The organism is Paenibacillus lutimineralis (assembly GCF_003991425.1).
Classification (GTDB): Bacteria; Bacillota; Bacilli; order Paenibacillales; family Paenibacillaceae; genus Fontibacillus; species Fontibacillus lutimineralis.
Window position 1 is genome coordinate 2,537,190 of record NZ_CP034346.1, and the last position, 21,326, is coordinate 2,558,515.

Below are 21,326 nucleotides of genomic sequence, written 5' to 3' on the forward strand. Positions count from 1 at the left end.
AGAGATGAAAGCTGAGGCGGTTCGTCATATTTTGGACAGTATCGCCGTTATGTTCCCGGATGCACATTGCGAGCTGAATCACAGCAATCCGTTCGAACTGACCATCGCCGTTCTGTTGTCTGCGCAATGTACGGACGCTACCGTCAATAAAGTAACGGCTGATTTGTTTCAGAAATATAAAACGCCAGAGGATTATATCTCTGTCCCGCCTGAGGAGCTGGAGCAGGACATCCGGCGGATCGGTCTGTTCCGCAGTAAGGCCAAGCATATTCAGAGCTTGTGCAAAATATTGATTGAGCAGTACAATAGCAAAGTACCGAGTGACTATAATGAGCTTGTTCAATTGCCTGGTGTTGGCAGAAAGACGGCGAACGTTGTCATTTCGAATGCTTTTGGCGTACCTGCCATAGCGGTGGACACGCATGTGGAACGCGTCAGCAAGAGGCTTGGACTGGCAGGTTGGAATGATTCCGTGCTAGAGGTCGAGAAGAAATTGATGAAGCAGGTTCCTAAGGAAGAATGGACCGTGACTCATCATCGTCTGATCTTCTTTGGCAGATATCATTGTAAGGCTCAGAATCCGGCTTGTGCCGATTGCCCGCTGCTGGATGTGTGTCGCGAAGGAAAAAAGCGTATGAAAAAGTCACAACTTAGCAAGGATAGAGATAAGTGACGAAACCAGATTAAGATAGTGAGGATGAGAACCAAGATGAAGTGTATTTCTGTCTATACTGACAACTTTGAGCAATTTTCCGATGTATTTGAACAAGTGATGGAAATGAACCTGAAGGAAAATGATGAATTGGAACTGGAGGGGCTTACTGTTAGCGATTCCGGAGAGGTTCCAGCACATTATCTCGAGCGCATGGCTGTGAAGCCTGAAGTCGTTGTGATGAAGGACCGTCATAAAGGTGTTATGATTCTACAGCATGGCAAAGTGTTCGAGATTCTGATTCCGACTGAGACGGATTTGGCAGAGAACGCGGAAGAGAGCGCTTCTGTATAATAGTTACCTATATAATAGAATGCATGATGGCTGAGCGGGCGAGATTTTCCCCGTTCGGCCTTTTTTGTCCCGGTGTTAGTAGCGACAAATAGTGTGAAAAACGGGGAGGAAAGTTGGATTGAGGATGTGATCGTTTCAATTTATATAGATAAAAGAAGGAAATCATACATAAATTCGATTGATTGCAAATGAAGGCTTCCATGTGATGAACATGTAGGGTAAAATGTATGTATTTCAAAAGGGATAGAGTCAGATTGAACGATCTCTTTTAAATTAATTTGTTCAAAAAGTCCGGTAATTCCTGATTTACTTCGTGATCCAAAGTGGATTTTTTGAACTACCCACTATAAGGAGAATTATTTCAATGGAAACGATTACAAATAGACAAGGCAGCAACCTGCACAATCGCCTTGTCCGACTTGGCGAGTGGTATAAGAGCCAAGCTGATGGAGTAGCATCCGGAGAAATCGAAGATCTCCTGCATAAGCTGGCAGCCGATGAATTGACCCTCGCTTTCTGCGGCCATTTCTCTGCCGGTAAATCGAGCTTGATCAATATGCTCTGCGGCAAGCAGGTGCTGTCATCCGGGCCAATCCCGACGACGGCGAATATCGCAGCGCTTCGATACGGAGCTCCACAGGTCAGGCTTACAAAGGTCGCGAGCGAAGCGGGTATTAGCAGAGAGCTTATAACCCTCGCTCCGACTGAGTTGGACGATTATTGTCGTGACGGAGATACATATGCAATGATTGAAATTTGGGATGAGATCAAGCTGCTTGAGCATGGTGGAGTACTGCTTGATACTCCTGGCGTCGATTCAGGGGAAGCTGCACATATGGTAGCGACGAATTCCGCACTGCATTTAGCGGATGTAGTATTCTATGTCATGGATTATAATCATGTGCTCTCCGAGAGCAATCTTTCCTTTGCCAGACGTCTTGCGGATTGGGGCAAACCGCTGTATTTGGTCGTGAACCAGATCGATAAACATCGGGAGAATGAACTAACCTTTGCCGATTATCGCAAGTCCGTCGAGCAGGCCTTTGAACTATGGGGCATTGTGCCCGCCGGTGTGTTCCACATTTCGCTTAAGGAGCTTGCACATCCGCTAAACATGCTTGAGCGACTTACGGAGACGATCACTCATCTGCAGCATAGTCACACAGAGCTGCTTGAGTACAGTATCAACTGTTCAATCCGTTATGGCGCAGAGCAGTTCATCGCGCGTACCAAGGCCGAGGGAGAAGAGCGGGAGCAGGAACTGCTGGAGCTTGTCGGCGGAGAGGCTGCAATGCAGTCTATCGAGAATGAACTGTCAGCGTTTGAGAAGGACGTAGAACGCTATGATGAACAGATTGCCTTCACGAAATGGGTAGCGGAGCTTGACTCCCTGTTGAATAATTCTTATATTATGAATCCGTCCTTACGAGCTGCGGCAGAGGATTATCTTGAGAGTCGCCGTCCGGAATTCAAGACCGGATTCCTGTTCCACCGCGGCAAGACACAGCGAGAGCAGGAACGACGCAAGGAATTCTTCATGGAGAAGCTTGGGGAGCAGACGGCAGCGCAGGTAGACTGGCATGTGCGTGATTTGCTTCGTAAACTGGGCCGGGGGTTCGATGCCTGGGATGCGCGGTGGGAGCAGCAGCTCGATGAGCGGCTGCCGCAGCTGGAAGAGTCATGGATCACGGAGCCGATCAAGGAGGGCGCAATGCTCTCTGGCGAGTACACGCTGCGCTACGCTACCGAGGTGGCGGCCGGAATCGCCGGCCGCTACAAACGGGCAGCCCTGAGCATAGCCGAAGGGCTGTTAGCGGAGCTGGCGCCGCGCCTGGCTGAGGCGCGGCAGAGCCTGGCCGCGCAGCGCGAGACGCTGCTGGCGCGGTCCGCGGCCGCTGCGCAGCTTAGGGCGCAGCGCAGCGCCGCAGGCGAGCGCACCGCACAGCTCATGGCGCTGTGCGGTGCGGCCCCGTCCCTCCCTCCGGGCATTCTGCCGGAGGTGTGGGACGAGGAGCTGCCCGCGCTAGCGGGGCAGCTTGCGGCGGTGCCGCCGGCACCGCCTGGCGCGCCATCTGCCGCGCCAGCGGTGGCTCCCGCTGCGGCCATCGGCCTGCAGCGGTTGACGCAGGCAGCGGCGGTGCTGGAAGCCGCCGCTGCCAAGCTCTCTCCGTACCCGGCCTTCGGCTCAAGGGTACGGGAGCTGCGCAGCCGCGCGGCAGGGCTTGCGCATGGCCGCTTCACGGTGGCGCTGTTCGGAGCGTTCAGCGCCGGCAAATCGTCGTTCGCCAACGCCTTGCTCGGCGCCTCCGTCCTGCCCGTATCGCCGCATCCGACGACTGCGGCGATCAATCGCATCCTCGCGCCTGAGCCCGGGATGGAGCATGGAACAGGCAAGATCATGTTCAAGACGCAGGAGGCGATGCAGCAGGATCTCGCTGATTCCTTTGAGGCGTTGCAGCTGGGAACGTGGAAAGAGCGAACCTGGATTGCAGAGGTCGACAAGCTGCGGGCGATTGATGTTCCGGCTACAGGACGTGCCCATTACAGCTTCCTGAAGGCCGCTGCCGCAGGCTGGGGAGACAGCTTCTCCAAGCTGGGCACCTCCGAGATCGCGGATCTTGCCCAGTTCGCTTCCTATGTGTCGGTGGAGAGCAAAGCCTGCTTCGTAGAGCGGATGGATCTCTATTATTCCTGTCCGCTGACCGAGCAGGGGATCGTTATTGTGGATACGCCTGGTGCAGATTCCATTCATGCCCGTCATACGGGCGTAACCTTTCAATATATGAAGAACTGTGATGCCTTGATCTATGTAACGTATTACAATCATGCATTCTCGCGGGCTGACCGGCAGTTCCTGGCTCATTTGGGCCGGGTCAAGGGCAGCTTCGCGCTCGATAAAATGTACTTTATCGTTAACGCTGCCGATTTGGCAGCGACGTCCACTGAGCTTGCTTCGGTGGTGGAGCATGTCGAGGACGGATTGCGCAGTGCCGGTGTAGAGGCGCCGCAGATTTATCCGGTTTCCAGCTTGCGGGCGCTAACCGCCAAGGCCTTGGGAGATGACGAACAATTGGCCAGCTCGGGATTCGTGGAATTTGAGAGCGCATTCTTTCATTTTCTGGGAAATGATCTGGCGGGGCTGGTTGTTCAGAGCGCCGAGCGTGAGCTGAAGCAGATGATCCGCCAGGCTGATCAATGGGCCGATACCCTGGCACAAGGCCAGGAGGCAAGACAACTGCAACAGAACCATTTACAGCAGGATAAGCAGGTCTTCCAGCAGCAGACAACTGAGCTTGCGGCAGAAGATAAATCCTCCGAGGTTCGCCAGGAGGTGTCTGAGCTGCTCTATCATGTGCGGCAAAGATTGCGTCTTCTTGCTGGAGATTTGTTCTCGGAGTACTTTCATCCGGTGCTGCTGCAGGACGATGGCGGCGATATGAAGCGTAAATTTGCGGCGTCGATGCATGAATGGCTGTCTTCGCTGACGATCGAGCTGCAGCGTGAGCTTCAAGTGACCTGCTTGCGGACGGAGAACCGCTGCATCGCCTGGTTGAATGAGGCCGGTGAACGCTGGATCCAGCAATTACAGCAGCGATTGACGCTAAGTCCGGCATTGAGCAGCGGAGAGTTGTCTGCCTGGAGCATGCCCGAGGTGCTCGAGGCAGAGCTCGAACTTCAATTAAATACGGCCGAATACTGGCCTTATTTTAAAAATCCAAAATCCTTCTTTGAGGGTGGAGGAAGAAAACGGCTGCGTGAAGCGGTCGAGGAACCTTTGTCAGGCGTATTAAAGGAGGCTGTAGACAGAATCGAGGCAAGATTAAGCGATTACTACTGTCTGGAAATGGTTCAAAAGTTTGCTGAATTAACGGCAAGATTTAACTTGCAATGGGAGGAATGGGAGCAAGGACTGGCTAGCCTGTCTGAGGGAGAAGGCGAAGGGGCTGAGACCTGGCTGCAAATTACAGCCGAGCTACGCGTCTTGGCTGAAGACCTCAAGCAGCAATAGCCGATGTAAGAGAAGACAACTGTCGGAAGCCATGAGCGAAATGTAGAGAAAGAATGACAGAAAACAAAGAGAGCAGAGAGTTCACAAAGAGAACTTTTTGAACAACAGCTAGATCAAAAAAATTTCAAATGGGCTAAAGACTTAGGCGGATTTTAACCATCTTTTACAAGAAGTCCTAAGTTGCTGGAGGTAATGACATGGAGGTTCTGAAGCAACTCTCGATTTATTATCGTGAGCGGCGTTACTATTTAATATTATCTATACTATGTCTGGCAGCTACAACCGGGCTGGGCCTGGTATATCCGCTTCTGTTAAGGAAGCTGATTGACGATGTCATCAGGCAGCAACAATATAATCTGGTTGTGGGCATCGCCCTGACCGCTTTATCTATAGTAGTTATCAAAGCATTTATGCAGTTTCTGCACGGCTTCTTTGGCGGTCGATTAGGCAACTATCTGGCCTATCGGCTGCGCAATGCCTGTTATGAGAAGCTGCAATTTCTATCCTTTCGTTACTATGACCGCGCGAAGACAGGCGACCTGATGTCCCGACTTACCGGCGACCTGGAAGCGATTCGGAACTTTGTCGGTTTCGGCTTTGCTCAATTGCTGAACTTGGTGCTGATGGTAACCTTTGGGATGGCCGTGATGATGTCAATCCATTGGCAGCTTACGCTCATCACGCTGATTACGATTCCGTTCCTGGCAGGAGTAGCCTTGAAATTCGAATCGAAGATTCACCCGGCGTTCCAGGAGATGCGTCAGGCGCTAAGCTCGCTGACCACAGCAGTGCAAGAGAACATTACCGGGGTGCGTACTGTTAAAGCGTTCGCACGCGAGCCGCATGAAGTTGAGAAATTCTCGCATCGGAATGAGCGCTATAAGAACAATCAGATCTTTGCAGCAACACTGTGGAGTAAATTCTTCCCGGTGATGGAACTGCTCGCTTCGATCAGTGTAGCTGTTCTGTTGGCCGTTGGCGGAACCCTGGTTATTAAAGGCCAGTTGACCCTCGGCGATCTGGTCGCGTTCTTCAGTCTGATCTGGTTCATTATCGGCCCGATGTGGGGACTGGGGTTCCATATTAACAACTATACACAGTCCAAAGCATCCGGTGAACGTGTGCTTGAGATTCTGAACCATAAGATTGATGTAAAAGATATCGAGAACGCAACCGATCTATCAGCAGCTAATGTAAAGGGCGAGGTGACCTTCGAGAACGTTACCTTCGCTTACGGCAATAAACTGCCGGCTGTCAAAGATATTAGCTTCGAGGCCTCACCAGGCAAAGTGATCGGTTTCCTTGGCGGAACGGGATCTGGTAAATCGACGATTATACAGCTGTTGATGCGAGCCTACGATGTGAGTGAAGGAAGCATTAAGCTGGATGGGCAGGATATCCGTACCGTTAGTGTACAGAGTCTGCGCCGTCAAATCTCCACGGTATTCCAGGAGACCTTCCTCTTCTCATCCAGTATTCGTAATAATATCTGCTACGGGATGAACGAGGTGTCCATGGAAGAAGTGATTCGTGTATCTCAGTTGGCCAAGGCTCATGAATTTATTATGGAATTGCCGGACGGCTACGATACGGTTGTCGGGGAGAGAGGGATGGGGCTGTCGGGCGGTCAGAAGCAGCGGATTGCTATTGCACGGGCGCTGCTGAAGAACCCGAAGATCCTTATTCTGGACGATGCGACCAGTGCGGTCGATATGGAGACCGAGCAGGAGATCCAGGCCGGATTCCAGGAGGTTATGCGCGGGCGTACGACCTTTATTATCGCTCACCGTATTTCCTCGCTCAGACATGCCGATGAGATCCTTGTATTAGATGAAGGCCGTGTTGCTCAGCGAGGAACGCATGATGAGCTGACACAGGTACCAGGACCTTATCAGGATGTATATCGTATTCAATATGCCGATCATTTGGCCAAACAAGAAGCGCGTGCGAAGAGGGGGGAGGCATAACCCATGAATACAGAGGCACAGACTTGGCAACAGAAGCCACCGCAGAAGGGCAAGGTCAAGACGAAGATTGAGGATCGCTTTGTATATCAAGACGATGAGATTATTGATAAAGCATTTGATTGGCAGCAGTTCCGTCGCCTATTTGGCTATATGAAGCCTTACGCTCGAAAAATGCTTCCGCCGGTCATTCTGATGACTATTCTTGGAACAATCACGAAGCTGACGGTACCGTTCTTAACGAGTCTGGCAATCGATAAAGCGATTGCTCCCGAAAATGGCTCAACCAGCTTAACGCTATTATATATTTTGTCCGCTCTAGTGGTAGTTCTGTACATCATCCAATGGGCATCCGGGGTCTACCGGATTAAGTACACGAATGTAATCGGACAGAGGGTCATTTATGACCTGCGTTCCGATCTGTTCCGTCACATCCAGAAGCTGTCGTTCAATTTCTATGACAAACGACCTGCAGGTTCTGTACTGGTCCGTGTTACCAATGACGTTAACTCCTTGCAGGATCTGTTCACCAACGGGGTCGTCAACCTGATGATCGACTGCGTTCAATTAGCGGGTATCGTTGTCATTCTGCTGTTGATCAACTGGAAGCTTGGCCTGGCCGTGATGATTACCGTACCGATCATGTTCCTCATCTCGACCCGGCTGCGGCGCAAGATTCGGATTGCTTGGCAGGAAGTACGGATGAAGAACTCGCGTATCAATTCCCACTTGAATGAGTCGATTCAAGGGATTAGAGTAACACAGGCTTATACGCAAGAGCATGAGAATATTCATTACTTTGACGTAATGAATGCCGATAGCAAGAAATCATGGGATAAGGCTTCGGCCATGAACCAGATGTTCGGCCCACTCATTGATATTACCGGTGGGGTTGGTACATTCATTTTGTTCATCCTCGGTGCATATTTGATTCAACAAGGACAACTGACAATTGGTCTGCTCGTTGCGTTCAGCAACTATGTGGGCAACTTCTGGGAGCCGATTAACCGTATGGGGCAGATGTATAATCAGCTGCTCGTAGCGATGGCGTCCTCGGAACGGATCTTCGAATTTATGGATGAGGAGCCTAACATCGCCGACAAACCTGGAGCGGTGGAACTTCCTACGATTCAAGGAGACGTTCGATTCAAGCATGTCGTGTTCGAATATGAGAAGGGGCGTCAGGCACTCAAAGGAATTGATCTGGACGCGGAGCCAGGCCAATCGATCGCATTGGTCGGTCACACCGGTTCAGGTAAGAGTACGATCATTAATCTGCTCAGCCGGTTCTATGATATCAATCAAGGCCAGATTCTGATCGATGGCCATGATATCCGTGATGTGAAGGTGGAGAGCCTACGCAAGCAGATTGGGATTGTACTCCAGGATACGTTCATCTTCTCCGGTACGATCCGCGATAATATTCGCTTCGGTCGACTGGATGCTACGGACGAGGAAATTGAAGCGGCAGCCAAGGCGGTTGACGCTCATGACTTCATTATGAAGCTACCTAAGGGCTATAACACGGAGGTTGAAGAACGAGGCAATGCATTGTCAATGGGACAACGCCAGTTGCTGTCCTTCGCTCGGGCTCTGCTGGCTAATCCGCGTATCCTGATCCTCGATGAAGCCACGGCGAGCATCGATACAGAGACGGAAGTGAAAATTCAGAATGCACTGAAGGTGCTGCTGAAAGGTAGAACTTCCTTCATGGTTGCACATCGTCTGTCAACGATCCGCAGCGCGGATAAGATTATCGTACTTGATCATGGTGAGATTAAAGAGATGGGCAACCACGAACAATTAATGGAACACAAGGGAATTTATTGCGGATTGGTTGAAGCACAATTCCGCTATATGTAGAAATTTGTCGAACTTATTCGAAAAAGCGGTCTAGAATGTCGCCCTGACTATTGCATTATGGGTTGGAAAACCTGAAAATAGAATCAGTAATATACTTTCATATTTTCAGGGGGGATTCTTAGGCTCATGTGGGGTGCTCCAGTGTCTAAATATGCCAAGAGCATCATGCTCCTTGGCGGAGGAGAATTGGGCAAAGAAGTAGTCATTGAGGCGCAGCGTCTAGGCATTCGAACGATTGTCGTTGACAGGTATGATTATGCACCGGCCATGGGTGTTGCTCAAGAATCCTATGTGCTTGATATGTTGGATGGAGAAGCGCTTAGATCATTGATCGTTCAAGTTGCTCCGGATCTGATTGTCCCGGAGATTGAAGCGATTGCAACACCCGTGCTGGTGGAGCTCGAGCAGCAAGGATATAAGGTCATCCCTACTGCCAAAGCAGCTCTATTGACGATGGATCGTGAAGGAATTCGCAGATTGGCATCCGAGGAGCTTGGATTACCCACAGCGAGATATTTGTTCGCTGACAGTCTGGAGCAGTTGCAAACAGCTGTTGCCGGGATTGGTGTGCCTTGCGTAATCAAACCGTTAATGAGCTCATCCGGCAAAGGACAGAGCGTCTGCCGCAAGGTAGAGGATGTCGAGACATGCTGGAATACGGCTCTTGAAGGCGCTCGGGCTAAGAAGATGCGAGTCATCGTAGAAGCATTTGTGCCTTTTGCGAGCGAGATTACGATGTTAACGGTTCGCTCGGTATCTGGAACGATATTTTGTCCGCCCATTGGGCACATACAGAAGGATGGGGATTATGTCGAATCTTGGCAACCTCATTTCCTGAACGAGGAACAGCTCAAGGAAGCGCAACAAATTGCACAAAAAATTACAGATGCGCTTGGCGGATATGGACTATTTGGTGTAGAATTATTTGTGACGGATGATGGCATAATTTTCAGCGAAGTGTCGCCAAGACCACATGATACAGGAATGGTGACGATGGTTACGCAGGATTTGTCAGAATTCGCGCTCCACGTAAGAGCAATTCTAGGTCTTCCTATTCCTTCGGTTCAACTTCTGACGCCTGGTGCATCAGCAACTTTGAAGGCTGATCGCGAAGGCGAAGAATTCCAAGTCGCAGGATTGGAAGAAGCATTAGCATTACCGAGAACCCAGGTTCGAGTGTTCGGTAAACCGCTCAGCAAGCCGGGAAGACGGATGGCTGTAGCCCTGAGCGCAGCAGAGGATGTTGAAACGGCCCGCAGCCGCGCCAAACAAGCGGCAAGTATATTAAAGGTGGTATGGTCAATTGAGTAGTCAGGTGAGTGCTCCTGCGTTAGTTATTCGGAAGGGTTGCTGTGACGATGTCCATCATATGCTTCCTTTGATGCGACAGCTTCGTTATCCAACAACGTTCAGCGTGCTAAAAGAGCGTCTTCGTATGTTGGAGGACAATCAACAGCATCATAGCTTGGTAGCCGAGGTGGATGGAGTGGTACGCGGTACCATCTTCCTGAAGCAGTATCAGACGCATGATATGAACCGACCTATTACCCAGATCATCGCTATGATTGTAGATGAGGATCATCGAAGCAATGGCATCGGTAAACGGCTTATGTCTGAAGCGGAATCCTGGAGCAAAGATCGCGGGAGTTCGCAATTGTTCTTATCTGTAGCAGGCGAGAATAGCTTGTCTGCCAAATCATTCTACGAGCGCATGGGCTTCACTTGTACCGGACATCGTAGACTTAGCAAAACATTAGCATAGAAAATTCATGAATTTATGAAATGTAAACCCGGCTCCCTATTATGGGAGCCGGGTTATTTGTCATTCTTATATTATAAAGAATGCTATCAGTTCGCCACGTATAGATGCGAAGCCTCCATGGCTGACTCATCCAGGTACTCATAGCAGCTCTTCCTGTAAGAGACGAGGGAGCCGCGAAAAATTAGCTTCAGCATGGAGCACGTAGACAGATCATCTGGCGTTGTAAGTGCGGCCGATTTATTGCATAGTTGCAGACCGGCTCCCTCAAAGACAGCACTGACGAATTGTGAGCAGAAATAGGAGTTCTCCCCGCCAAACTCCATATTCAGGACGACGCCCAGAATACCAAGAAAATTGTAGCTGTAAAGTTCACTGTTCTCCTCGAACTGGCGAACGAAGTTTCTCATTTTTGTATAAGTAGCCTCACTGACCGTGCAGCTATACACCGCACATGTTGCCCGCTCAAATATCCCTGAATATATATCTTCCTTAACAAATCCGCCAATGAGCGGAATCAGAGGATGCTTCCTCCCGAAACTGTACATTTCTCTTAATTCCGGATCAAAAGCTATGGAAGCGTGATTATAAGGGGCTTTCGTATATATACCGATCATTCTCGTCACAATTGTTTTCGGATTACTTAGTAAGATGTAGATTTTCTTCGTGTTATTCATCATTTTTCAACCGCCATTTTCTATTTAATTAGTTAGCTATTTACAAATGATGTATCCATTTGATATTACCATGGTAATCGTTTTCGGGGAATAGCGAAATGGTCCGGAGACGGAATAAAAACTAGACTAAGGTCGTAATTCAGTAAGGAATCCACTAATTTACTTTTATGGATGAGTGCGATAAAATCGATGGCAATTAGGTACTATTTCTATATATAGAGAAGGCGGGAGATTACATGTATAAGTTAATCTTGGCTGATGATGAGGCAGATGTAAGGGAGGGATTAATGGAGCTAATCGATTGGGAGAGTATCGGGTACAAGGTTGTTGACACGGCCGAAAATGGTAGAGAGGCTGCGGAACTGATAGATAAGCATATGCCTGACGTTGTCGTTACCGATATTCAGATGCCTTTTATGGATGGATTGCAATTAACGGAGTGGATTCGTCAGGTGCATCCTACGATGAAAGTTATTATTCTGACAGGCTATGAGCAATTTGACTATGCTAAGCAGGCCATCCGATTGGATGTTACCGAGTATGTGCTGAAGCCGTTCTCTTCGGAGGAACTGGCGGGAATACTTCGTAAGGTCAAAGAGGAAATTGATGAAGAACTGGAGATGCGGAAGAACATCCAGACGTTAACGGAGTACTATCATCGTAATTTGCCTGTATTACAGCGGTTGTTCCTATCTTCTCTAGTATCTAGGCCGCTCTCTCAGCACGAGATTACTGATAAATGTCGGAGCTATGCACTGCAGTTGGAAGGGGAAATGTACGTCATTTCGATAATCCGGCTTGACCCTGCCTTTCGCTTGGAGCGAGCAGCTACCATGTATGAACAGCCTGCTTTGGGATTGGCCTTACCGCACGATACCGATGACCAGCAGTTAGAGTTATTTGCGGTACTGAACATCGTCGACGAGATCATCCGTGAGCATCCCTGCGATCAGGCGTTCATTTATCATGATGATGTTGTGCTGTTAAGTGTATATGACGATCCAAATCCTGATAGAGTCATAGAAGTAACGTTGAATCTATTAGAAGAAATGAGATTCAGCTTTGAGAGATATCTTAAACTCCGTACAACGATAGGCGTTGGGACTGCCTGCGCGTCCTTGTCCAATTGTTACTACTCTTATAGAGAAGCCGTGCATGCGCTAGATTATCGTCTTCTCCTGGGTGGGAATAAGATTATTTACATCGGCGATGTGGAAGCTCCTGTAGAGAAAGTATTCGAATTCGATGAACTGAAGGAACAGGAATTGATACGCTGTCTGAAGGTCGGAAGTGATGAAGAGTTGGGGCTGCTGCTTGAGCAGTTGTTCAGGAATCTAATGGATTGCCGTAAATCTCTTCAAGATTTTCAGCTGCGTCTATTAGTCATGCTGACTGTGGTGATCAAGGCGGCAAATGATATACATATTGATTTTGAGAGATTATTTGGAGAAGGCGGGGGATTTATCAGTCAGATCTTCCGATTTACGCAAGCGGACGAAGCCCGGGTGTGGTTCATCGATGTATGTTTGAAGCTGAAGAGGATGATATCGAGTCAAAGGCAGACAAGCTACAACTTGCTCGTGGATCAAGCCAAGGCATATATTATGGACCACTACTCCGATCCGGACATTTCCATTAATAAAGTCTGCGCTTGTTTACATATTAGCTCAGGGTATTTCAGTAATATTTTCAAACGTGAGACGAAGCTTACCTTCGTGAATTACTTGCAGAATGTGCGCATGGAAGCGGCCAAAAACCTGTTGGCCTCGACGGACAAAAAATCATTTGAGATCGCCGAACTGGTCGGATTTTCGGACCCGAATTATTTCAGTTTCTGTTTTCGTAAGAAATACGGCTTGTCTCCCAAAGAATACCGAAATGGGTCTAAGATCGTATGAAGTCTTGGCAGCGTGCAATGACACGCTTTTTGCGAGGCTTTCACTTACATAATATTCAAGTCCTGCTCTCGGCTTCTTCCATTATTGTGACAGTGCTCGTTGTTGTGCTGGCTAGTCTAATGCTGTTCAATCGCTTCTCCAACGTGGCTGAGGAGAACACCTACCTGAATCTGAAGCAGATCGTAGAGCAGGTGAATTCAAATCTGGAACTATATGTAAGCGGAATGCAGGACATATTTGAAGTAACTCAGAACAAAATCGATCAAGCTTCCGATGTATCTTCGAATCAACAACTGGGAGAACAGATGGAGACGATATTGAGTACACGGGAGGATCTCGTCTCTATTTCGCTGTTTACGACAGACGGGGTATTGGTGAACAGTGTCCCGGCGCAGCCGATGCGCAAAAATACGAGACTGACGGAGCAAACGTGGTTCGAATCAGCACTTCTCGCTCCTGGGATACTGCAGTTCACACCCCCGCATATTCAGAACCTATTCAAGAACGATTACCGCTGGGTAGTCTCAATGAGTAAAATGATCGATTACAGGGATGAATCGGGAGTAAAACATGGGGTTCTTGCTATCGATTTTAATTTCCGGACGATCGATCAATTGAGCCAGCGTGTCAGTCTGGGGAAGAACGGTTACGTCTATATCATCGATGGAATCGGCAATATCGTCTATCATCCTCAGCAGCAGCTCATCTATGCGGGTTTGAAATATGAGAATTTGGAACCGGTGCTGAATTACAAGTACGGCAGTTATCTGGATGAACAGAATGGGGAGCAGCGAATCATTACCATTCAGACAGTAAAAACGGCAGGCTGGAAAATCATTGGTGTCGCTTATGCAGATGAGTTCCTGGGCACAAAGAAGGAGCTAGCGGACTTTCTCTACCATTTCTTACTTGTATCAACCCTGATGATCCTGATCATTAACATCTATGTCTCGGCGACGATATCCAAACCTATCCGACGTCTGGAACAGTCCGTCAAGCTGGTGGAGAAAGGTGATTTCACACCGCAAATTTCGGTAAGCGGAGTCTATGAGGTCGAGCAGCTGTCCAAACGCTTCAATCTGATGCTACGCCGGATTCGTGAGCTGATGGATCAGATTATCCAGGAGCAGGAAGCGAAGCGCAAAAGCGAATTCGATGTACTGCAATCGCAGATTAACCCCCATTTTCTGTACAATACGCTGAATTCGATTACAAGAATGGCTGAAATGGGGCGCAATCAAGAAGTAGTAACGACAATCACTTCCCTGTCCCGCTTCTTCCGGCTTAGCTTAAGTAAGGGCAAACCGATCATTACAGTCAAGGATGAACTGGAACATATAAGACATTATTTGATTATTCAATCGATACGATTTAAGAATAAGTTTCATTATGTTATCGAAGCCGAAGAAGAAGTTATGGATTGTCTAACCTTGAAGCTGATCCTGCAGCCTCTCGTCGAGAATGCGATTCATCATGGAATTGAGAACTCAGTTGAGGACGGAATGATCGAGATCAAGGCGCAATTGCAGGGTGAGAAGCTTCAATTCATCATTCGCGATAATGGCATCGGAATGACACAAGAGCGGCTCGTCAAGCTGTTAAGTGGTGATATCCGCAGCGAGAGCGGTTCCGGGGTGGGCGTGTTCAATGTACAGGAACGAATTCAGCTCTACTATGGACGCCCTTATGGATTGCATTACGAGAGTGAGCCTGAGGAAGGGACGACGGTAACGGTGACACTTCCGGTACAGTGGACTTCAGATCAGGCTGAGGGGGAAGGAAATGATATCAGGAAATAGCTTACTGAAGGGGCTGGCGTTATCCTTTAGCCTGATGATGCTTGCAGCCTGTACGCCTAGTGGGAGTATTCCGGGAAGCGACAAGCCGTTAACGATCGATATGGTCGTAAAAATGGATCGTGGAGATTATTGGAATACGATTCGCATGGGTGCTGAAGTGGCAGCGAAGGAGTACAATGTGGAGCTGAATTTTCTAGCCCCCAGCCAGGAAAACGATTACAAGCAGCAAATCGAGCTGATGCAGGAGTCCATTGTTAGAAGGCCGGATGCGATTGTGTTGGCCGCCAGTGATTATGAGGCGCTAGGACAAGTGACGGATCAGACGTCCTATTATAATATTCCTGTCATTTCTATGGACTCGGAGGTCGCTTCGACGAAAGTAAAAACTTATGTCGGAACGAACAATTATGAAGCTGGACAAGCAGCGGCAGAACGACTCAGCGAGTTAACTGGGGGACGAGGGGAAATCGGTATTATTAATTTTGTGAAGGGAGCGCGCAGCACCGATGAACGGGAAGAAGGCTTCCTCGACTATATGGCCCGGTTCCCTGAAATTCAAGTTATGGATATTGTCTACAGTGGCTCGGATGAGACCTTGGCGTATGACCTCACCTGTAAAATGCTTCAGCTCCATCCGAGACTGAACGGGATCGTCTCGCTTAGCGCCGAGTCCTCGATTGGTGCAGGATTAGCCGTAGAGGATATGGGGTATAGCGGCATCGTTAATATGATCGCCTTCGATAATCCGTCCGAAATGCTGGAGTTGCTGCAGGATGGAACGATCCAGGCGATGGTAGTGCAAAATCCATTCAATAACGGCTACATGGCGGTATATGCTGCAGTACAGGCAGCACATGGTGCCAAGCTTAGCGATAAAATTCCGACGGATGTGAAATTGATTGACCTCGATAACATGCTCTGGCCAGAAAATCAGAAGCTGATGTTTCCTTTTGTAAAGTAAAGGTCATCTTCAAATCATTAGAATTTTGATATAAAAACGCAGTTTTCTTAATTCGAAAATACCGCTTAATCCAGCATAATGTAAACGTATTCAATACAGGGGTACATCAAAAGGAGGTCAATAAGTATGAAAAAAATGATATCCGTATTGGTCGGATTCGCTCTGCTTGGTACAGTTATGGCTGGCTGCAATAGCGGCTCCGGCGGGGGGAGCGGCAGCGGAGATGCGCCGAAGGTAGGCGTAGCTATCTATAAGTTCGATGACACCTTTATGACAGGGGTGCGCAATGCGATTGAGAAAAATGCCAAAGGCATCGCTCAGGTTGATATTGTCGACAGCCAGAACTCACAGCCGACTCAGAATGATAAGATCGATTTGTTCCTGACGAAGAAGACCAAATCACTGATTGTAAATCCGGTGGATCGTACAGCAGCAGGTGTGATTATCGATAAGGCTAAGGGCAAGGATGTTCCGGTTGTGTTCTTGAATCGAGAGCCTCTTCCGGAGGATATGAAGAAATGGGATAAGGTTTATTATGTAGGCGCAAGAGCCGAGGAATCGGGAACATTGTCCGGGCAAATCATCGTAGATTATTGGAAGTCCCATCCTGAGGCGGATAAGAATGGCGATGGTGTATTGCAATACGTCATGCTAAAAGGCGAGCCGGGACATCAGGATGCTGAGCTTCGTACACAATATTCCATTCAGGCTTTGGAAGACGCGGGAATCAAGGTGGAGAAGTTACAAGAAGATACGGCGATGTGGGATCGGGTCAAAGGTCAGGAGAAGATGGCGGCCTTCCTGGCGGCCAAAGGCGACAGTATCGAGGCGGTATTCGCCAACAATGATGATATGGCACTAGGGGCGATTGAAGCCTTGAAGGCAGCAGGATATTTCAATGGGGATAAGTATATACCGGTCGTCGGCGTAGATGCGACAGCACCAGCGATTCAGGCCTTGGAGCAAGGCACATTGCTTGGTACAGTGCTGAATGATGCGGAGAACCAAGGTAAAGCTTCGATTAAGATCGCTTCGCTATTGGCTCAAGGCAAAGAAATCAATCTGGATAGCGTAGGCTATGAAATTACGGACAATCAGTATGTCTGGATTCCTTATCAAAAAGTGACAAAAGAAAACGCAGCAAATTTCAAATAAGCGGCTTGATTGGCAGTCGTCTGTCTCGCGATTCTTGGAAGGTTCGTTGCCGAAAGGTGCGAACCTTTCATATTTAGTATGCAGGATGTACGAAGAAGCTAGCTGCGCCTCTATGCGGAACAGTAAAATAGGAGGCTGACATAATGACAAATGAGCAATATCTACTTGAATTGAAAGGGATATCCAAGGAATTTCCCGGTGTCAAAGCGCTCGATAACGTTAGCTTACAGGTAAGGCCGGGAACGGTTCATGCGCTGATGGGTGAGAACGGAGCAGGAAAGTCGACGTTAATGAAATGCCTGTTCGGCATCTACAAGCCTGATGAAGGTGAAATTTATTTGGACGGGCAGAAGGTAGACATTAATCATTCACGAGATGCGCTCGGAATGGGGATCTCGATGATCCATCAGGAACTTCATCCTGTACCATTCCGGAGTGTGATGGAGAATATTTGGCTTGGACGCTTCCCATCCATGGGATTCTGGCCGATGCGGTTCATTGACCATACGAAAATGTATCGCGATACTGAAAAATTGTTCGAGCAACTGGATATCCACATTAAACCGGATACGATCATAGGGAAGCTGTCTGTCTCACAAATTCAATCGATTGAAATAGCTAAGGCCGTCTCCTTCCATTCCAGGATTATCGTCATGGACGAACCTACATCATCTTTAACAAGCGTCGAGGTTGAGCATTTATTTAAGATCATTCAGGAGTTGAAAAGCAGGGGCGTATCGATTATATATATCTCGCACAAGATGGAGGAAATTTTGAGAATTTCCGATGAAGTCACCGTTATGCGTGATGGCAAAAAAATAGGTACCTGGCCTGCGGCAGAGCTGACGACCGACTTGATTATATCCAAAATGGTAGGTCGTGACCTGACACAGCGTTTTCCGCAGCGACATAATGTTCCGAACGGGGTTGTACTTAAGGTGGAAGGGCTAACTTCTATTCACCCCAAATCGTTCAACAATGTCTCCTTTGAGCTGCGGAAAGGAGAAATCCTCGGAATTGGCGGATTAGTAGGAGCGCAGCGGACGGAACTCATCGAGGCGTTATTTGGTTTGCGTGAGATTCAGTCTGGATCGATCTCGATAAATGACAAGCTTGTGCGGATCAAGAGCCCGGCTGCTGCCAAGCGGTATGGGATGGCACTGTTGACCGAGGAGAGACGCACGACAGGCATCATTCCGGTATTGTCGGTGCATGAGAATGCGGCGATTGCCAATATGCGCAAATATATTCGGCCCTATGGGCTGCTGAATGAACGGAAGAAACGCGATGAGGTCAATCAGGTGGTGGAGAAATTGCGAACCAAGACGCCTTCTCCAAAGACGCTGATTATGAATCTGTCCGGAGGCAATCAACAGAAGGTGCTGCTTGCCAGATGGCTGTTAACTAGCCCGGAAATTTTGTTGCTTGATGAACCGACGCGAGGAATCGATGTCGGTGCCAAGTACGAAATTTATACGATCATTGCCGATCTAGCGAAGCTGGGCAAGAGCATCATTATGATCTCATCGGAAATGCCGGAGCTTCTTGGCATGTCTGACCGCATCATGGTGATGTCGGAAGGGAAGATCACGGGCATTTTGAATGGTCAGGAGGCCTCGGAAGAGGAAATTATGCGTCTAGCCGCTCAGCATTAGAGTCCGAGAAGGAGAGATTAGGAATGAATATCAAGAAAACCCAGAGCTTTATAACGGAGAACGCGATCTATATTGTATTGGTTGTACTTGTGATCGCAATTGCAGTCTATGACCCCAATTTTATCGGTTTTAATACACTCCGCGATATTCTGATTCAATCATCGACCCGTGTCATTATTGCGTTAGGTGTAGCATTCATTCTGATTACGGGCGGGACCGATTTGTCGGCGGGACGGATGGTCGGTTTGACTGCGGTCATATCAGCTTCGATGCTGCAGGACCCGGATTATGCACGTCGCTTCTTCCCTGATCTTCCGCAGCTCTCGCTGTTCATCCCGATCTTGATTGCGATATTTGTTGGTGTTATCTTTGGCATGATTAATGGAGTCATCGTCTCCAAGTTTAAGGTTCCACCTTTTATTGCTACTTTGGGTACGATGGTAGCTATATACGGGATTAACTCCTTGTATTTCGATACGGAGCCGAACAATTCACAGCCGATTGGCGGACTTCGCGACGACTTTACGACGCTTGGATCAGGCAGTTTTGGTAAAGGAGACTTATCCTTGCCCTACATCGTTATTTTTGCCGTTGCTATCTGCTTTATTGTATGGGTTATGTTCAATAAGACTCGGTTGGGTAAAAACATGTACGCGATCGGCGGAAATATGCAAGCTGCAAAGGTGTCCGGGATTAATGTGATATTGACGCTAATCATTATTTATTCGATCGCTGGGGCTCTGTATGGTACTGCTGGCGTGCTGGAAGCCGCTAGAACCGGCGGGGCAACGAACAACTACGGGAATATGTACGAGCTTGATGCGATCGCTGCCTGTGTCGTTGGCGGCGTATCGACGACAGGCGGAATCGGTACCGTTCCTGGAGTAATGGCCGGGGTATTGATCTTTACAGTCATCAATTACGGTTTGACTTTTATCGGGGTAGGCCCTTACTGGCAGCAAATTATTAAGGGCGCCATCATCGTCACTGCAGTTGCATTTGATATGCGGAAATATGCGGCTAAGCGCTAATGCTATTGTATTTATGCTATCTATAAGTCTTAACAGAGAAGAATTGTGAATCCCCCGTATTGTTGGTAACAACAGCAGGGGATTTTCATTATTTACCGTACATGGAAGGTCAGCATATATTTCCATCAAATTCCCATGCAAGGAAACGACAAGCATGGTAAAATTAGAGAGACTATTTTCCAGATTGATTATCTTGCTGAGGAGGGGATGTATCATTGAAGAAAATGATGATGAAGGCCGCAAAAATGGGATTGATATTCTCCGTACTAGCAGTGTCACTGGCAGCTACTCCTGCTGGTCATGGAACGGCAAGCGCTGCTACTGTAAGTAAAAGTATGGCGGCAGTATATGCGCAGGTTCAAGCGGAACGGGCTGCACAGGTTGTAGCGCTAGTTAATAAAGAACGGACTTCGGCAGGGTTGAAGCCTTTGATTGTACACACGAATTTATCAAAGATGGCTAAGGACAAAGCAATCGATATGTTTAGGAGCGGTTATTTTGACCATACTTCGCCGAAATATGGTTCTCCATTCGATATGATGGATGCGTATCACATTACTTATCTCTACGCAGGCGAGAATATTGCCAAAGGGCAGCGCTCGGCTGAAGAAGTCGTGAAGGATTGGATGAACAGTCCTGGTCATCGCGCCAACATTTTGAATTCCAAATATACGCTGATCGGCGTAGGTTATTATAACGGATTTTGGGTACAGGAATTTATTGGCAAATAGGGTGTGGGCTTGCGCATATAAAGACAGTTAAATATAAAAATAGGGCCGTGGCGGATGTCACGGTTCTTTATTATGCCATTTACCGTTTGGAATCTGCATACATATCTTAGGAGGATAACTTAAGGCAGGGAGGAGCCGACGAATGTCATTTTTCAAGCGGGAACAGAATTTGACGAATTCAGATTACAATATCACGAGTAGTGAGGTAGTAGATCTGAAGCAGCTTGCCAATAATCGTACGGATTGGGATTATTCGAACGGAGATGTAGAGGCGGGGGATGAAGTCCTTCTACAGCTTCAGGCGCAATTGGACGATACGGAGAGAGAGCTGGCTGAGAGGATCGCTTTGGAGAGAAAGTTCAAACAGCTCTTTGTAGAGCAGCAGGCATTCGTCAATAGACGTGTTCGACAAGCTCATATGGCTGCCATAGCTCATCAGGAGGATTTTGCTCGTCGTGCGCTTTCTGAGAAGAGGTTGGCCGAGGCAAAAATGAAGGAATATTTGGCGAGTTACGATCTATATAAAGCGGAGGCGGAGCAACTTCGCGATAAATTTGCCCATCTGCTCGGGCAGCTTGAGGCTTTGGAGCAGGAGCGGGGAAATCCAGCGAATCGGAAAGAACATGGTGACGGATCGATGTCTATGCCGGATATTCAAAGTTCTTTAAGCGGGGCAGATTATACTGAAGGTGGGTAATCCAATTCATAAACACGACCTAAAGCTTGCCTGGGAAGCGGTTCTCAGGCTTTTTTTGGTGTGGAAATGTGGGAGAAAAGGGATGAATAAGATAAATAGACTTTATCATAGGGAAAGCAGT

16 protein-coding genes are annotated in these 21,326 nt (G+C 48.3%); 15 read left to right on the forward strand and 1 reads right to left on the reverse strand.

What is annotated here, in order from left to right:
* Positions 1-4: 4 nt before the first annotated feature.
* From nth to EI981_RS10770, 7 genes are all read left to right on the forward strand, one after another.
* Positions 5-673, forward strand: a complete 669-nt coding sequence (gene nth / locus EI981_RS10740) for an endonuclease III (protein ID WP_126997965.1) — start codon at positions 5-7, stop codon at positions 671-673.
* A gap of 36 nt (positions 674-709) precedes the next feature.
* Complete coding sequence (locus EI981_RS10745) at positions 710-1,006, forward strand: NAD/NADP transhydrogenase alpha subunit (RefSeq protein WP_126997967.1); 297 nt, start codon at positions 710-712, stop codon at positions 1,004-1,006.
* A 364-nt stretch (positions 1,007-1,370) separates the two neighbouring features.
* Positions 1,371-5,015 (forward strand): dynamin family protein, encoded by a 3,645-nt coding sequence (locus tag EI981_RS10750; protein ID WP_126997969.1) that lies wholly within the window; start codon positions 1,371-1,373, stop codon positions 5,013-5,015.
* 197 nt (positions 5,016-5,212) lie between these two features.
* Positions 5,213-6,982, forward strand: a complete 1,770-nt coding sequence (locus EI981_RS10755; RefSeq protein ID WP_126997971.1) for an ABC transporter ATP-binding protein — start codon at positions 5,213-5,215, stop codon at positions 6,980-6,982.
* Positions 6,983-6,985: 3 nt separating this feature from the next.
* Positions 6,986-8,842 (forward strand): ABC transporter ATP-binding protein, encoded by a 1,857-nt coding sequence (locus tag EI981_RS10760; RefSeq protein ID WP_126997973.1) that lies wholly within the window; start codon positions 6,986-6,988, stop codon positions 8,840-8,842.
* 126 nt (positions 8,843-8,968) lie between these two features.
* Positions 8,969-10,153: a formate-dependent phosphoribosylglycinamide formyltransferase gene (purT, locus tag EI981_RS10765; RefSeq protein WP_126997975.1), complete on the forward strand. Its 1,185-nt coding sequence runs from the start codon at positions 8,969-8,971 to the stop codon at positions 10,151-10,153.
* Complete coding sequence (locus EI981_RS10770; RefSeq protein WP_126997977.1) at positions 10,146-10,604, forward strand: GNAT family N-acetyltransferase; 459 nt, start codon at positions 10,146-10,148, stop codon at positions 10,602-10,604. The genes purT and EI981_RS10770 overlap by 8 nt, the downstream gene beginning before the upstream one ends.
* 86 nt (positions 10,605-10,690) lie before the next feature.
* On the opposite strand, the gene EI981_RS10775 is transcribed toward EI981_RS10770, so the two are convergent.
* The gene (locus EI981_RS10775) at positions 10,691-11,281 is read right to left on the reverse strand and encodes a hypothetical protein (RefSeq protein ID WP_335926373.1); all 591 of its coding nucleotides are present in this window, start codon (positions 11,279-11,281) and stop codon (positions 10,691-10,693) included.
* 233 nt (positions 11,282-11,514) lie between these two features.
* Here EI981_RS10775 and EI981_RS10780 point away from each other — a divergent pair, with 233 nt between their 5' ends.
* The 8 genes from EI981_RS10780 (at position 11,515) to EI981_RS10815 (ending at position 21,205) form a co-directional block, all read left to right on the forward strand.
* On the forward strand, positions 11,515-13,176 hold the full coding sequence (locus EI981_RS10780; RefSeq protein ID WP_126997979.1) for a response regulator: 1,662 nt from the start codon (positions 11,515-11,517) through the stop codon (positions 13,174-13,176).
* Positions 13,173-14,975, forward strand: coding sequence for a sensor histidine kinase (locus EI981_RS10785; protein ID WP_126997981.1), 1,803 nt, complete (start codon positions 13,173-13,175; stop codon positions 14,973-14,975). Before EI981_RS10780 ends, EI981_RS10785 begins: the two co-directional genes overlap by 4 nt.
* Positions 14,959-15,936 (forward strand): substrate-binding domain-containing protein, encoded by a 978-nt coding sequence (locus EI981_RS10790; protein ID WP_126997983.1) that lies wholly within the window; start codon positions 14,959-14,961, stop codon positions 15,934-15,936. The genes EI981_RS10785 and EI981_RS10790 overlap by 17 nt, the downstream gene beginning before the upstream one ends.
* Positions 15,937-16,062: 126 nt before the next feature.
* Positions 16,063-17,091 carry a galactose ABC transporter substrate-binding protein gene (locus EI981_RS10795; RefSeq protein ID WP_126997985.1) on the forward strand — a complete coding sequence of 343 codons (1,029 nt, stop codon included), beginning with the start codon at positions 16,063-16,065 and terminating at the stop codon, positions 17,089-17,091.
* Positions 17,092-17,234: 143 nt separating this feature from the next.
* Entirely contained in the window at positions 17,235-18,746 is a 1,512-nt protein-coding gene (locus EI981_RS10800) for a sugar ABC transporter ATP-binding protein (RefSeq protein ID WP_126997987.1), read from the forward strand.
* Between the two features lie 23 nt (positions 18,747-18,769).
* The gene (gene mglC, locus EI981_RS10805; protein ID WP_126997989.1) at positions 18,770-19,777 is read left to right on the forward strand and encodes a galactose/methyl galactoside ABC transporter permease MglC; all 1,008 of its coding nucleotides are present in this window, start codon (positions 18,770-18,772) and stop codon (positions 19,775-19,777) included.
* Positions 19,778-20,001: 224 nt separating this feature from the next.
* Positions 20,002-20,508, forward strand: coding sequence for a CAP domain-containing protein (locus EI981_RS10810; protein WP_127004563.1), 507 nt, complete (start codon positions 20,002-20,004; stop codon positions 20,506-20,508).
* Between the two features lie 142 nt (positions 20,509-20,650).
* A complete protein-coding gene (locus EI981_RS10815) occupies positions 20,651-21,205 on the forward strand; it encodes a PspA/IM30 family protein (RefSeq protein WP_126997991.1) in 555 nt (184 codons plus the stop codon).
* Positions 21,206-21,326: the final 121 nt, after the last annotated feature.